The sequence below is a fragment of the Mammaliicoccus sp. H-M34 genome (assembly GCF_022386495.1).
Taxonomy (GTDB): domain Bacteria; phylum Bacillota; class Bacilli; order Staphylococcales; family Staphylococcaceae; genus Mammaliicoccus; species Mammaliicoccus fleurettii.
This window is the reverse complement of the sequence record NZ_JAJNIK010000009.1, coordinates 1-14,515: the sequence shown is the minus strand read 5'-3', so window position 1 is coordinate 14,515 and position 14,515 is coordinate 1. Positions and strand designations below refer to the sequence as shown.

The window sequence follows — 14,515 nt, the reverse complement described above, 5'->3', positions numbered from 1 at the left end:
ATTTAGTTAGACTAAATAAATGCAGAATCGCCAGTCAATGCACGTCCAATGACTAATGCATTAATTTCATGTGTTCCTTCATATGTGTAAATTACTTCTGCATCTGAGAAGAATCTCGCAATATCATATTCTGCTAATATTCCGTTACCACCAGTAATACCACGACCCATTGCGACTGATTCTCTTAATCTAAGGGAATTCATCATTTTGGCAGTTGAAGTGGCTACTTCATCGTATTCACCATGCTCTTGCATTCTTGCAAGTTGTGCACAAATTGCCATTGAGTGAGATAAATTACCTTGCATCATTGCTAATTTCTCTTGAATCAATTGATATTTACTAATTTCTTTACCGAACTGTTTACGTTCTGTTACATAATCAAGTGTTGCACGTAATGCACCTGCCATAGCTCCAGTTGCCATGTACGCTACGCCAGCACGCGTTGAATAAAGTATTCTTGCTATATCTTTAAAGCCATTAATATTTTGAAGTCTTTGGTCTTCTTCAACTTCTACATTCTCTAACTTAATAATAGTGTTCGGAATAATTCTTAATGCGATTTTATTCTCTATAACTTTAATATCTACACCTTTTTGTTCAGGTTTAACGATGAATCCTTTTGGTTTACCTGTTTCAACATCTACAGCATATAAAGGCATAACATCAGCTAAATTCGCACCGCCAATCCATTTCTTCTCACCATTTAAAATCCACTTATCACCTACACGTTTTGCTGTCGTTTCAAGACCACCTGCTACATCCGATCCATGTTCTGGCTCTGTTAAAGCAAAGCATGTTCTTAATTCATGTGATTGTAACTTAGGAATATAGTATTCAATTTGTTCTTTACTACCACCGAACAAGAATGAATTATGACCTAACCCTTGGTGTACACCTAATAATGTAACTAAAGATACGTCAAATCTAGCTACAACGTAAGATAAGAAAAATTGGAATAATTGACTCGTCGTTTTAGCACCTTCACGGCCTTCAAATAATAATGGGTTTTGGAAATAGTTTAATTTCCCCATATCATCAAAGAAGTCTTCTGGTACAGTAGCATTTACCCAATGTTCATTAATAGTTGGACGATATTTTTCTTCTAATAAATCATTAAGTTGTTTTAAAAACTTTACTTCCCCTTCAGTTAAATCTTTTGAAATATTCAATATATCTTCTGGAAATAATTCTTTTAATATCTCTAATTTTGTTGGCATATCTATGACCTCCATATATTATTAAAGCGCTTACATTATTATTTAAAAATTTTTCAGACTATAATCAGTCCTCTTTATTATTTAATTTTTCAGCTTTTCTCTTCATCATTTCTTTAACTTCTAATTTATTAGGTTTAGATGTCGCTGTTAAAGGCATCTTAGTAACTGATAAATACATTCTAGGAACTTTGTAACTCGCTAAATGCTCTCTCATATGTTTATCTAACTTTTCTTCAAAATCAGGATCATTTTCAGTTAGCAATACTGCAGCTGAAACCGATTCTCCAAATTTCTCACTTTCAAATCCAACAACTACACATTGTGCAACAAGTGGATGATCTGAAAGTACTGTTTCTACTTCAGATGGTAGTACATTTTCTCCACCTGTAATGATTAATTCTTTACGACGGTCTACGATAAAGATATCGCCATCTTCGTCTATTCGCGCAAGATCTCCTGTTAAGAAGTAACCATCATGAAAATTCTTGTCAGTCTCTTCTTGTTTATGCCAATAACCTGGCGTTACCTGTTTACCTTTTATTGCTAATTCACCGATTTCTCCTACTTCTACATCATTAAACTTCTCATCAAATAATTTCAAATCAACGTACATTACTGCTTTACCAATACTCATAGGCTTTTTAAGAGAATTAGACGGTGTATTCAGTAATGCAAGCGGCGCTTCAGTTAATCCATAACCATTAATGATATTTAAACCCATGCTCTCAAATTTTTTCTGAACACCTGGTAATGGTGCTGATCCACCTTGAACAAGAAAATCTATATTATCAAAATTTTTCAGATTAAAGTTCGGTGCAACTAACATCGCATAATACATAGTTGGTATAAGCGATAAGTAATTAGGTTTATATTCAGCCATTAAATCATTAAGTTGTTCACCCTCAAAGTATCGATGTAATACAAGCGAACCACCTGACATTAACAACGGTAACACTAAATCATTAAGTCCAAATACATGGAACATTGGCAATGAAACAATTGATACGAAATCTGAATTGATTTTATAAGTAAGAACTGTATTAATTCCATTTGCAGTAAATGAATCATATGTGAACATGACACCTTTTGGCATACCAGTCGTACCACTTGTATACATCAATGAAGCTAACTCGTCACCTTCAACATCTACTGTATTGAAAGGTTTGTGATTCTTAGGGTTTACAACTTCATCATATTCTGGTGAATCGATATCCAAATGCAAATAGTCATCCGCAATACCTTCTAAACTACTTAAATGTCGATTGGCATAAAATATTAATTTAACACCAGAATCTTCTATAACACTTTCAATTTCATTTGAATTAAGTCTCCAGTTCATCGGAAAGTATACTGCACCCATTTTAAATGAAGCGAATAATAAATCTAATAATGCGACATCATTTGGAGCGAATATACCAACAACGTCCCCTTTTTGAACGCCTTGTTCTTGAAGATGATTTGCTAAGTTCTCAGCTCGAATATTCAACTCTTGATAACTCCACTTTGTACCTTTTAATGGATCGATAATTGCTGCCTTTTCCTCATCATAATGTGCTCTTGTTTTAATCCAATCGTAATTCATATTAAACTACCCCCTTATTTGTTTGAACCATTGCCTTTAATGTATTGATGTAATCCTCCCCAATTTTCTTGATAAATATTCTGATCTGTCACTTTAAGTTCATCAGCAATGATTGGTTGAAATGCTAAGTTTGCTAGTATATCCCGTTTTAAATCTAATCCAGCAGCTATTTCAATCAATTTCAGTCCATCATCAGTTAATTGGAATACAGCACGTTCAGTTACATAATAAATCTCTTGCCCTAATTCTTTAGCATAAGATGCATTGAAATCCATATTATGCACATTTTCAACAAACTTTTTCGAGTGTCCTTCTTGTTCAATAACTAATTCTTTATTATTGCAAGTAGCCTGACTTCCGACTACCATTGTTCCCGAGAATACAATTTTCTTAACAGTTTGACTTATGTCGATGAATCCCCCACAACCATTCATTCTATCGCCATATTTTGAAACATTGACATTGCCAAACTGATCAACTTCAGCAAAGCTCAAGTAAGCGATGTCTAAACCACCGTTATAAATAAAATCCCATGTCATTTCATGTCGCATTTTAGCATCTAAGTTGTAATTCAAACCAAAGTTTTGACCACTGCCAATCATGCCACCAAATACACCAGTATCTATATTCAGCTGTACAGAGTTTTCTACTTTTTCCTCAACTAATAAATTAGAAAGTTCGTTATTTATGCCAAAACCAATACTTACAACATTTCCTTCATTTAAAAATTGAGCAGCACGTCTTAATATCACTTTTCGAGTACTGAATTTATTAACTGGTTCAGGCATGCTGAGCACTTTGTACTCACCAGATATTGCCGGATTGTAATAATGTTGAATTGTTTGTCTATGAAGTTTCGGGTCATCATTTATAAATACATAATCCACAAGTTCTCCAGGTATAAATACTTCAGTTGGTTTAAAACTGCCATGTTGTACAATTTCTTTAACTTGGACAACCACTTTCCCACCATTTTGATGAGCAGCTAAAGCAACACCGTATCCTTCACCTAGATGTGCTTCTTGGTGCATATAAATATTCCCCTCGTTATCAGCGTATGTACCACGAAGCAAAGCAACATCAACTTTAGGAAAATCAAATTGTAAAAATTCTTCACCATTTATATCTAATAAAGAAACAATATCTTCCTTAGTCATTTCATTCACTTTTCCGCCAGAGTATCTTGGATCCACAGAAGTGTGTAACCCTATTTTAGAAATCATGTTTGGAAACTTATTTGATGAATTTCTATAGTGAGTAGCTAATAGACCTTGTGGAACGAAATATGCTTCTAAATCATTGTCTTTGATTGCCTCAATTGTTTTAGGCGAACCAATAATAATACTCATAATAAGACGTTTAACCATACCTCTACTAACAAAAGAATCTAGATCATATCCATCACCACGATAATCGCTTATATCATTAGCTAACATAAATGTTAAATCATCAATATTTCCAAATTTATCATGGGCATTAACAATATGTTTTAAAACATTAACTGGTAAATTACTTACCGATAAAGCAGCAAGTGCTATGACATCACCAGTTTTAACTATATCTTTTAAATCATCGAACGAAGCAATTTGCATACCATTATCCCCTATCTCTCATTATTACAATCAATCCATAAAAGACCTCCCCAACAAAATGTAAGCCCTTACATATACAAATATAACATAGTGTAAATATAAATTAAAAGTAAAAAGGTATACAACAATATCTTTTTAATAACTAAAAATAAATATTTACAACTAGCACTTAGTACCTCCTCACATACTGTAGATATAATATTTCAAAAAATAATCAAACCCACATGACAAGTGAATTTTTAACTATATAAGTAATGTTAAGAAAATATTTAACTATATTTATATAACTTTATGAAGTACGCTTAGTTATTTATTACATATCTATCTATGACGATATGCTAGATAATAAGGGGAAAATAGTATGCTTTTATCAAAAAATTCAAAATAATAATATTTGATAAATTAAATATTATTATTCAATCTCTTCGATTAACTACTGAGGTAATCTACAACTTACCTCATTTTTTGAAAAATAGCATGTTTTGTACAATCTAGGTCCAAACTATTCGATACTAACTCATTACTACAAAAAAAGAAGCAATATTCCTCTACGGAATATTGCTTTCATACGATCAATTCTATTTTATTCTTCTAATTCTAATTCTTTAGCTGTTTGTTTACGGATTGTTTGTAATAATTGAGCATCTTCAATTAAAGATTCACCATATGATGGAATGATTTCTTTAATTTTAGGTTCCCATTCTTTAATATATTGAGGGAAATTCTTCTCAATAACTTCTAATGCTACTGATACAGATGTTGATGCTCCTGGTGATTCACCTAATAAAGCAATTACTGTATGGTCTTCTGAATTTACTACTTCTGTTCCGAATTGGATAAATCCTCTACCATGTTCTTCTGTATCTTTAATTACTTGTACACGTTTACCTGCAATGTGAATATCCCAATCTTCGTCTTTAGCATTAGGAACAAATCGACGTAATTCTTTCATACGGTCTTCTTTACGTTGCATTACTTGTTGAATTGAATATTTTACAAGTGATAAGTTTTTAACACCTGATGATAACATTGTAACAACATTGCTTGTATTAATAGATTTGAATAAATCTAAGTTAGATCCATTTTTCAAGAATTTAGGTCCGATCGCAGCAAAAGGTCCAAATAATAGACTTTCTTTTCCTTGAATATAACGTCTATCTAAGTGAGGAACTGTCATTGGTGGTGTGCCAGGTGGCTCTTTACCATAAACTTTCGCATCGTGTTCATTAACAATTTTAGGGTTGTTACAAACTAAGAATGCACCACTAATTGGGAATCCTCCAAGATGTTTACTTTCAGGAATTTTTGTTTTTTGTAATAAAGGAATCGCATTACCACCAGCACCGATAAAGATATAATCCGCTACATGAGTTTGTGTTTCACCAGTTGCAAGATTACGTACTTTTACTTCCCATTTACTATTTTCAAGTTGTTTAAAGTCTACAACTTCGTGACGGAAATGTACTTGAGCATGGTCATGCTTTTCAATATTTTTAACTAATTTACGAGTTAATTCACCAAAGTTTACATCTGTACCTTCATTAATCTTACTTGCAGCAAGAGGTTCGTTTGAATTACGACCTTGCATCATTAAAGGCATCCACTCTTCTAAAACTTTATGGTCTTCTGTATATTTTAAACCTTCAAACATCGCTAATGATTTTAATGCATCATAACGACGTTTTAAGAAATCTACATTGCGAATACCCATTACAAAACTGATGTGAGGTAATGGTCTAATAAATTCTTTAGGATTTTCGATTGCTTTACTCTTAACTAAATATGACCAGAATTGCTTAGACACTTCGAATTGTTCATTGATTTCTTTAGCTTTTTCAACATCAATAGAACCGTCTTCTTGCTCAACCGTGTAGTTAAGCTCACATAAAGCAGCATGTCCAGTACCAGCATTGTTTTTTTCATTTGAACTTTCAATAGCCGGCTGATCCAGTCTTTCAAATAATTTAATATTCCAATCTGGTTCAACATTTTTCAAAAATGAACCAAATGTCGTACTTAAAATACCAGCACCAATTAAAATAATTTCTTTTGGTTGCTTATTATCCATTTTAATCACCCTTCTCGATTAATATCCATAATATTCTTATATAAAAATAACAATCTCTTTTGAGCTTATCAATAACAAACTAAATATTTATATAAAAACACTTATAATACAAGAAAAAAATCTGTATATCATTATATTAAAACAACTGGTATCAAATGTAAATTAGAAGATGTGAAAGCGCTAATATATTTACCCCCCAATTTTTTTGAGCATTCTAATTGTATTTTCTGTCGTGTAATAATACACTAAAGATAATTAAGAACTGTCTCTCTAGTTTTAAATTTTGGATTTTAATATTTAGTAATCAAGGAGGTTTTTCAAATGACTGTTGAAGGTAAAAATCTTATCAAAGTGAACCGACAAAATGAACATAGATCCTCAGAAATTTCAGTAATGATTGAAGAAGGTGGATTAGGCGCCGATAGTTACTATCAAATTGTTAAACCAAATGCTAGTCACAAAGAGACTGAAGAAAATATTTTTCAATTTGAAGAAGAAGTTAGTCAAAAAAATGATACTGATTTAATCGATTTACTCATTGTAAATGCACAAGAACATACTGCAGAAAATTATAAAGAAGCATTGAATATTATTAAAGCTGAATTACTCAAACGTATGGGTTAATTCAATATTTAGGATTACTAGTATAGAAGTGTTAGAGACATAATTTCGAGTAATGTCCGTAAGAGGTGCTGTCGCTAAGGAGCACTATTCAGTATTCTGCCAGTTAGAGCTTTCTAAGGAGCATTATTCGGAATTTTGCCAGTTAGAGCTTTCTAAGGAGCTTCACATATTGGCCAGATAGTAAAAGTATGATGAAGCAGAGGCTGGGACAAATTAATTGTCCCAGCCTCTATTTCATTTTTAAAAAAAACTTATTTATGTACCCTCTCTGTTTTATCCTTTTTATGTATATATTTGTCAAATTATGGTATAATTCTACCGATTCAAATATATACATTTATTACAAGGAGCCAATAAACAATGCATGGTCAAGAAAAAAATATAAATAGCCATCCAATTAGATATTTATATGGCTTAGATGGATTGAGAGCTTTAGCTGTTATTTCAATTATTATTTATCACCTTAATCCTAAATGGTTATCGGGTGGTTTTTTAGGTGTTGATACGTTCTTTATCATTTCTGGCTATTTAATAACGAGCATACTCTTACATGAATATAATCATACAGGCTCAATTGATTTGATTCAATTTTGGAAGAAAAGAATTAAAAGGTTACTCCCGGCAGTCTTATTTTTAATAAGTGTTGTCTTAATATATACATTGATTTTCGAACCTAATATCATTAAGAATGTTAAACAAGATGCTCTTGCAGCATTATTTTATGTTTCAAACTGGTGGTATATTTTTCATGATGTTAGTTACTTTGATAGCTTTAAAATTATGCCACTGAAACATTTGTGGAGTCTAGCCATTGAAGAACAATTCTATATTGTATGGCCACTGTTACTCTTACTCTTAATTCGTATTAAGAAACTGAAAAAACATTTTTTACTGATTATTTTTATTTGTTCTATCATTTCTGTTTTAGCAATGATTTTTATCGCACATCCTAATGCTGATAATTCGAGAGTTTATTTTGGTACGGATACTAGATTACAAACTTTATTGTTAGGTGTTCTGCTAGCATACATATGGCCACCGTTTAGATTAAAAGATAAAATCAAATTACCACTTAAGATAACTATTGAATCTTTTGGTCTTATTTCAATAGGATTACTCATTATATTTATTATGACTGTTTCCTCAAATGACAATTGGTTTTATTTTGGTGGTATTTATTTCATATCATTATGTACACTTCCTGCAATAGCTAGTGCTGTTCATCCTAGCACTTTATTATCCAAAATATTGGGTAATAGAATATTTTTATGGATTGGTCAAAGATCCTATAGTTTATATTTATGGCACTATCCAGTTATAACGTTTACTAATAGACACTTTGTTCAAGGACAAATACCATTTTATATAATTATTGTAGAAATCATTTTAACTTTGATATTAGCAGAATGTTCATACCGTTATGTTGAAGTGCCTTTTAGAAAAGAAGGATTAAAATATTTCATACCTAATAAATATGCGTTAAAGAAAATGATTTTAAGAAGTTGCACGGCCCTAATATTGATAAGCTGCTCAATTATTACTTTATTTGGGCACTATGACTATTTACAACACGAAAATAAAAAAGAAGTAAAGACTGCTTATACTGTAACAAGTAATGACACCTCACATAAAAGTGTCATTTTACCTGTGCCTAAAATAGATATAAACAAACCACATACCACTAATAAAAACATCCATAAAGATCCACCTTTATTTATTGGAGATTCAGTAATGGTTGATATAGGAGAAGAACTTCATAAAGATTATCCAGATTCTATAATAGATGGTAAGGTGGGACGTAATTTATATGATGCCATTCCACTTGTTCAAGATAAGTACAGTGATTTTAAACAAAAAAACCAACAAGTAGTACTTGAACTCGGTACAAACGGTGACTTTTCATATGAAGATTTAAATAATTTAATTAGTCTGTTTGGAGATTCTAAAGTGTACGTAGTAAATACAAATGTCCCTCGTGATTGGAAAAAAAGCGTAAATGAAAAATTATCAAAAGTTGCCAATACACATAAAAATGTACAATTAATAGATTGGAACTGTAGAGCAGAAGGTAACACAGACTACTTTGCATATGACGGTATTCACTTAGAACGTAAAGGCGTACAAGCACTCGTTTCTGAAATAAATAAACATTTAAAATGATGATATTGTAGGCTAACGAGCTTGTTTTATGAGTCTTGATCATTACACAAAAACTCCCTGAAGTTAGATTATATAATCCAACTTCAGGGGGTTTTTATTTTTCTGGTGTGAATACTTCCGCTTCACTATTTTCTGGGTAATAAAATCCTGAAGGTACAGTTTGTAATTCTATTAAACTTCCCCACGGCGCTTGCACATAGACAGTCTTATTTCCTTCTGTATCTTCATATCTTGTATTATCATGTGGCTCTGATAATGCTACACCACCTGCTTTTTGTATACGTTCAAAAGCTTTATCAAATTCATCTACATAAAATGATAAATGTGTATAACCTACATCTTGTAACAAAACAGGTTCTTTTTGTTTAGCATCTTTGAATTCGAACATTTCTATATTAGGACCATTGCCAAATACCATCATTCTCTTTTTAATTATTTTAGCCCCATCTTCAAGTCCTAATACATTTTCAACAAACTCTCCGGCTCTTGGAGTATCAATTTCTGTTTGACTATCATAAGCTATTTTTCCTTCAAGTGCTTCTTTGAAAAATTCAGTTGCTTCATCGATATTAGGAACCGTTAATCCTATATGATTAATTCCTCTTGTAATACTCAATGAAATCTCTCCTGTCTCATTTTGACTATTAAAAACGAGTGTCATTGTGGCTATTTTGTTTCTCTTTCTTTCGTCTTGATCTCACTGTTTCTTCTATAATTGAACCTACTATAAGGCCGACTGATATAATTATTTTTCCTATTAAAAGAATCATGGAAATCACCCTTTAATTAGACTAATAACGCTTGTGCGATTAATCGATACGACTGAATTCTGTCTTCATAAGAAATTGTATTCGTACTAATCATAATCTCGTCACAACCATATTGATTTTGGAGTGATTGAAGTTCTGATTTAACCTTTTTAGTATCTCCTATAATCATATTGTTCTTCATTTCATCTAGCATGTTTATTTCTCTTTCAGAAAGTTCTTCATACTCGACTACTTTATGATTTTTATCATCACTTTGAACTGCTGGAATTAAACTTTTTACTGCAAGCTCTTCCGCTTCTTGTGTTGTTTCTGCGCATATAACAGATACAGTGACAATCACTTCAGACTTCTTACCAGACACTCTCTCCTTAAAATGGTCACGATAACTTTGAACGATTTCTGTTCCATCTTGATCGCTCATGAATTTTCCAAACACATATGGCAATCCATATTTAGCTGCTAACAATGCACTTTTCTCACTCGTACCTAATAACCAAGGAACAGGCGAAACATCTGGTTTAGGTAACACAGCTACTTTGCTGTACTCATGTTCTTCTGGAAAATTATCTTCTAAAAACATAAGCAATTCATCTAACAATTCAGGTAATGCCCAAACTTGCTTTAAATATTGAGTAGATAACGCATTTGTCGCTTCTGCTGAACCACCTGGTGCCCTACCTATACCTAAGTCTATACGATTTGGAAACAATGTAGATAAAGTATTAAATAATTCTGCCACTTTATAAGGTCGGTAATGCGGTAATAATATAGCGCCAGCGCCTATTCTAATCTTTTTCGTATGCGCTCCGATGTATGCCAATAACACTTCTGGTGCAGAGCTTGCGAGGTTTGATAACCCATGATGTTCAGTCAACCAATACCTAGAATAACCTAATGATTCTCCTAATTTAGCTAATTCTATTGATCCATTCAAGGCATCTTGAGCAGTTTCATTTGGAGAGATTGGCGCTTGATCAAGTATACTCAATTTCATATTTATCATTCCTTTGTTTCTTCTGGTATTTCAACAAGAATGAGTCTATATTGCGCAACTTGATCTGACTCATATAAATTCGTTAAAGATGTAGCATAATTGAATATTTTAGCATTAAAACGCTTGTTTTTCTCAGGAATATTTATATCGAACTCTTCCCTATATAATAAAACGGCAATGTCATGATACGCTTCACTTGTTACATCAAATTCAATTGATATCTTGTATAATCCTTGATCCACTTCATCTTCAAAATGAGTTAATTGAACACGCGTGTCATCTATATAAATTTCTTTAATCAAATTATCCCACCTTAGTAATCATTTCTTATAGATAATTATAATATTTATGTACTTATATTACTTGTTATTTGTTTATGAAAGATTTCAATTTTCCACCTAATTTAGTACAAAAAACTATACTTAAGATTAAAGAAATAATACTAATACTAACGATTATTTTAAAATAAGGAGGAAAGTATTTTAATACGATGTGATGTTCATTACTTTTCACATCTATTCCTGTCATTACATAATTCACTCTCTCTACTTTTCTCTTCACTCCATCTACTTCAGCTGTTAGACCTTTCTTGTAGGGAATATTAACGATTGCTTTACCTGATTTGTGTTCTTTCAATCGAATTTGTATATCATTTTTTGTTTCATTATATGTGTATTGATTTTTTGGATATTGTTTAATGCCTGACTTTAAGTATTCATAATTCTCTTTATGTAATTCTTGCAATTTAAATTTATAAACACCAGGTGTAACTCGAACGATAATATCGCCATTTTTATCAGGTTTTGTATTATATAACAAATTATTTTCATGAGTACGATATTTTGATGATTCAAATAATCTTAAATTTTGATAATCATTAACAAAAACTTTAAAATTTGATTCTACAGATTTACGATCTATATACATAGATAAATAGTAATTTTCATTTGATTTAATATCATTGTTAAGATGAATTTTAATTTCGTTATGAGGCATAAACTCATATTTACCATTCTTTTTAGCGATATTTTTATATGTTATCTCAGCATGATTTAACATATTTTTCGATTCATTAATTTTTTCAGTTCCTTTATCAGTAATTGCGCCATCTATCATAGCGTGTTCTCTATCAATAGGCGTATTCAATTTTTCATCATCATAATATTTATTAGTAACTTTAACTGCAGGTAATTGCATTTTATTTTCATATATGTCGTACTTTCCATCTGCTTTAATTTTTTCGAAGTTAGTCGGATGTCCTTGATCGTATGATTTTTTCATAAAATATTTTGTAGAAAATAAACTATAAATATTTGAACGGTCTTGAAACAATGTATATCTACTAACTGATTCGTGAGGCAAATTAACTTTCATCTTCCTATAATAAAAATCTACCCACTGTTTATCAAAGATGCTTGAGTAAATGCTCATCCCTTTATAACCTTGATATAAAGGTGAGTTATCTTGACTCAGTACTCTCCAACCTATTCGTTCCTCATCTTTTTTATTACGATTCATTTCATTAATATAATATTTTTGTAAGCCACTATCGTATACGCTGGAATTCAAATAATATAATGAAGCCCTTTTACGATGATCATCATGATAAATTTGTTTGTCAGTATTAACATACGCTACTAAAATTGACAAAATGCCGATATTTATAATTAAGGCGATATATAATCCATTTCTCAATTTTTCTTTATTGGTAATTAAAATGATATAACCGATACCAGAAATTATGGGAAACATTAATAGCCAAACTGTAAAATAATTTGCTACCATCCAGCCTATTATTAAAATAACCAACGTAGGTATTAAAGAGATGATATATGTTTTTATCTTAATTTCTTTGAAATATTGAACATATTGCACAATTAATCCACTAGAAAAGAACGCCAATAAATAATGCCATCTTTTCTGAGGTGCTGAAAATCCATTAAAAAAGATATCTGGCAAGCTTGTAAAAGATAATAACATCAAAGTAATCGTCACAATACTAAACATCTTATAAAAACGATATTTATATAATGAGATAGTGAATATTGCTTGGATTGCCACAAACAAAATTACAATTAAATAATTGTCATAAAAGATATTTGCATGAACATTAAAAGGATTAAATAAACCTACATCAACGTTATATTTTGGTCGTTCATTATTTATAAAGCTTCTAGCTGAATAGAAAAATGCAAATAAGCTAATACCAAAACCAAGAATAGTAGAAAAAATAAACTTCATGTAGTCTTTTTTACTAACCTTTAAATCATCTTTCTGTTTATAAAAAATCCTAATAACAAAATAAAATATACCAGTTATAGCTTGGTAATAACCAAAATAAAAATTATTAATTAATGAAAGTGCTACAATCAAAATAATCGGCCAATATTGTTTTTTTCTAAAAAATAATTCAATAGCTATTAATAAAATAGGTAACCAAATAAAGACATCACTAAAAAAAGACCAGTGTGTCGTAAAACGATAGTAAAGTGATGAAGACGCAAAGAGCAATCCACCGAGTACACTAGTTAAATGCCCCATTTTAATGATTCTAAAGTACAAATACGTAAATCCTATAATAAGCATGCTCTTAAACACAGAAATATAAATTGCATTTTCTGCCCAAAATTTAATATCTCCTGTATTGAGTGGATGGATAATATTAATAAGTGATACACCTATAATGTTTAACATAAATATTACTGAAGTTGAGTAATAATAAGCTAAATCTGAATAAAAGTCTCCACCTAAACCAAAATCAGTTGAATAAAAGAAATTTCCAGAAGTATATTGTTCAAAAATGTACATTTGAAATGGCAACATCTGAGATATACCATCATTTGGTCCTGTAAAAATAATTTCATTTTTATAAAATTGATATATTGGATACCCGTTTACAATTAATGCTAAAAGCAACAATATCCCAAATCCAATTATCACTTTCGCAATTTTTTTGTTAATTATATTTCTCATTATATTCTCCTATAAATAGAGCCCTTTCTTAAATTCAAGAAAGGGCATTAATGTTATTGTTTTCGTCTAAAAGTAAATAATCCAATACCTATCACTAATAATAAAATACCAATGAAAGTTGATATTACTGGATGAGATTTAATTGCTTCACCCGTATTTGGTAAAAAGTTGTTTTTATCATTATTCTGTATTTGACTATTTGAATGTTTGTCTTTATCTGTACTGCTAGAATCATCATTTGGTTTTAATTGATTCCCTTCTGCAGGACTACTTGGTTCTTTAGTACTTGGATCAGTATTTGGTTTTTCTATACTTGAATTTGTACTTGGTTCTTCTGTGCTTGGTTCTTCTGTGCTTGGCTCTTCTGTACTTGGTTCTTCCGTACTTGGCTCTTCTGTACTTGGTTCCTCCGTACTTGGCTCTTCCGTACTTGGTTCTTCTGTGCTCGGCTCTTCTGTACTTGGTTCCTCTGTACTTGGTTCCTCAGTGCTAGGCTCTTCCGTGCTTGGTTCTTCTGTGCTTGGCTCTTCTGTAC

General features: G+C 31.2%; 11 protein-coding genes. 2 read left to right on the top strand and 9 right to left on the bottom strand.

What is annotated here, in order from left to right; genetic code table 11:
* Nucleotides 1-11 precede the first annotated feature (11 nt).
* The 4 genes from fadE to mqo form a co-directional block, all read right to left on the bottom strand.
* Nucleotides 12-1,217 carry an acyl-CoA dehydrogenase FadE gene (gene fadE / locus LQ608_RS10480; RefSeq protein ID WP_239751801.1) on the bottom strand — a complete coding sequence of 402 codons (1,206 nt, stop codon included), beginning with the start codon at nucleotides 1,215-1,217 and terminating at the stop codon, nucleotides 12-14.
* A 64-nt stretch (nucleotides 1,218-1,281) separates the two neighbouring features.
* Nucleotides 1,282-2,799: a long-chain-fatty-acid--CoA ligase FadD gene (fadD, locus tag LQ608_RS10475; RefSeq protein WP_239751800.1), complete on the bottom strand. Its 1,518-nt coding sequence runs from the start codon at nucleotides 2,797-2,799 to the stop codon at nucleotides 1,282-1,284.
* A gap of 14 nt (nucleotides 2,800-2,813) precedes the next feature.
* Nucleotides 2,814-4,391 carry a fatty acid degradation protein FadX gene (gene fadX / locus LQ608_RS10470; protein WP_239751799.1) on the bottom strand — a complete coding sequence of 526 codons (1,578 nt, stop codon included), beginning with the start codon at nucleotides 4,389-4,391 and terminating at the stop codon, nucleotides 2,814-2,816.
* Nucleotides 4,392-4,974: 583 nt separating this feature from the next.
* Nucleotides 4,975-6,459 (bottom strand): malate dehydrogenase (quinone), encoded by a 1,485-nt coding sequence (gene mqo, locus LQ608_RS10465; RefSeq protein ID WP_078357428.1) that lies wholly within the window; start codon nucleotides 6,457-6,459, stop codon nucleotides 4,975-4,977.
* Between the two features lie 321 nt (nucleotides 6,460-6,780).
* On the opposite strand from mqo, the gene LQ608_RS10460 reads away from it, so the two are divergent.
* Both LQ608_RS10460 and LQ608_RS10455 read left to right on the top strand, forming a co-directional pair.
* Nucleotides 6,781-7,083 carry a hypothetical protein gene (locus tag LQ608_RS10460; protein ID WP_078357429.1) on the top strand — a complete coding sequence of 101 codons (303 nt, stop codon included), beginning with the start codon at nucleotides 6,781-6,783 and terminating at the stop codon, nucleotides 7,081-7,083.
* Between the two features lie 360 nt (nucleotides 7,084-7,443).
* On the top strand, nucleotides 7,444-9,243 hold the full coding sequence (locus LQ608_RS10455) for an acyltransferase family protein (protein WP_239751798.1): 1,800 nt from the start codon (nucleotides 7,444-7,446) through the stop codon (nucleotides 9,241-9,243).
* 94 nt (nucleotides 9,244-9,337) lie between these two features.
* Here LQ608_RS10455 and LQ608_RS10450 read toward each other — a convergent pair whose 3' ends face one another.
* The 5 genes from LQ608_RS10450 to LQ608_RS10430 form a co-directional block, all read right to left on the bottom strand.
* The gene (locus LQ608_RS10450) at nucleotides 9,338-9,859 is read right to left on the bottom strand and encodes a VOC family protein (RefSeq protein ID WP_239751797.1); all 522 of its coding nucleotides are present in this window, start codon (nucleotides 9,857-9,859) and stop codon (nucleotides 9,338-9,340) included.
* 170 nt (nucleotides 9,860-10,029) lie between these two features.
* Nucleotides 10,030-11,007 carry an LLM class flavin-dependent oxidoreductase gene (locus LQ608_RS10445; protein WP_239751796.1) on the bottom strand — a complete coding sequence of 326 codons (978 nt, stop codon included), beginning with the start codon at nucleotides 11,005-11,007 and terminating at the stop codon, nucleotides 10,030-10,032.
* A 5-nt stretch (nucleotides 11,008-11,012) separates the two neighbouring features.
* The gene (locus tag LQ608_RS10440) at nucleotides 11,013-11,309 is read right to left on the bottom strand and encodes a DUF3219 family protein (protein ID WP_239751795.1); all 297 of its coding nucleotides are present in this window, start codon (nucleotides 11,307-11,309) and stop codon (nucleotides 11,013-11,015) included.
* A 64-nt stretch (nucleotides 11,310-11,373) separates the two neighbouring features.
* Nucleotides 11,374-13,980, bottom strand: coding sequence for a YfhO family protein (locus LQ608_RS10435; RefSeq protein WP_239751794.1), 2,607 nt, complete (start codon nucleotides 13,978-13,980; stop codon nucleotides 11,374-11,376).
* A 53-nt stretch (nucleotides 13,981-14,033) separates the two neighbouring features.
* On the bottom strand, nucleotides 14,034-14,515 hold a 482-nt coding region (locus LQ608_RS10430), incomplete at its 5' end, for an LPXTG cell wall anchor domain-containing protein (RefSeq protein WP_481817138.1).

Coding starts and splice junctions, on each gene's coding strand:
- fadE (WP_239751801.1), bottom strand. CDS start 1,217: ATGCCAACAAAATTAGAGATATTAAAAGAATTATTTCCAGAAGATATA.
- LQ608_RS10460 (WP_078357429.1), top strand. CDS start 6,781: ATGACTGTTGAAGGTAAAAATCTTATCAAAGTGAACCGACAAAATGAA.
- fadX (WP_239751799.1), bottom strand. CDS start 4,391: ATGCAAATTGCTTCGTTCGATGATTTAAAAGATATAGTTAAAACTGGT.
- LQ608_RS10435 (WP_239751794.1), bottom strand. CDS start 13,980: ATGAGAAATATAATTAACAAAAAAATTGCGAAAGTGATAATTGGATTT.
- LQ608_RS10445 (WP_239751796.1), bottom strand. CDS start 11,007: ATGAAATTGAGTATACTTGATCAAGCGCCAATCTCTCCAAATGAAACT.
- fadD (WP_239751800.1), bottom strand. CDS start 2,799: ATGAATTACGATTGGATTAAAACAAGAGCACATTATGATGAGGAAAAG.
- LQ608_RS10455 (WP_239751798.1), top strand. CDS start 7,444: ATGCATGGTCAAGAAAAAAATATAAATAGCCATCCAATTAGATATTTA.
- mqo (WP_078357428.1), bottom strand. CDS start 6,459: ATGGATAATAAGCAACCAAAAGAAATTATTTTAATTGGTGCTGGTATT.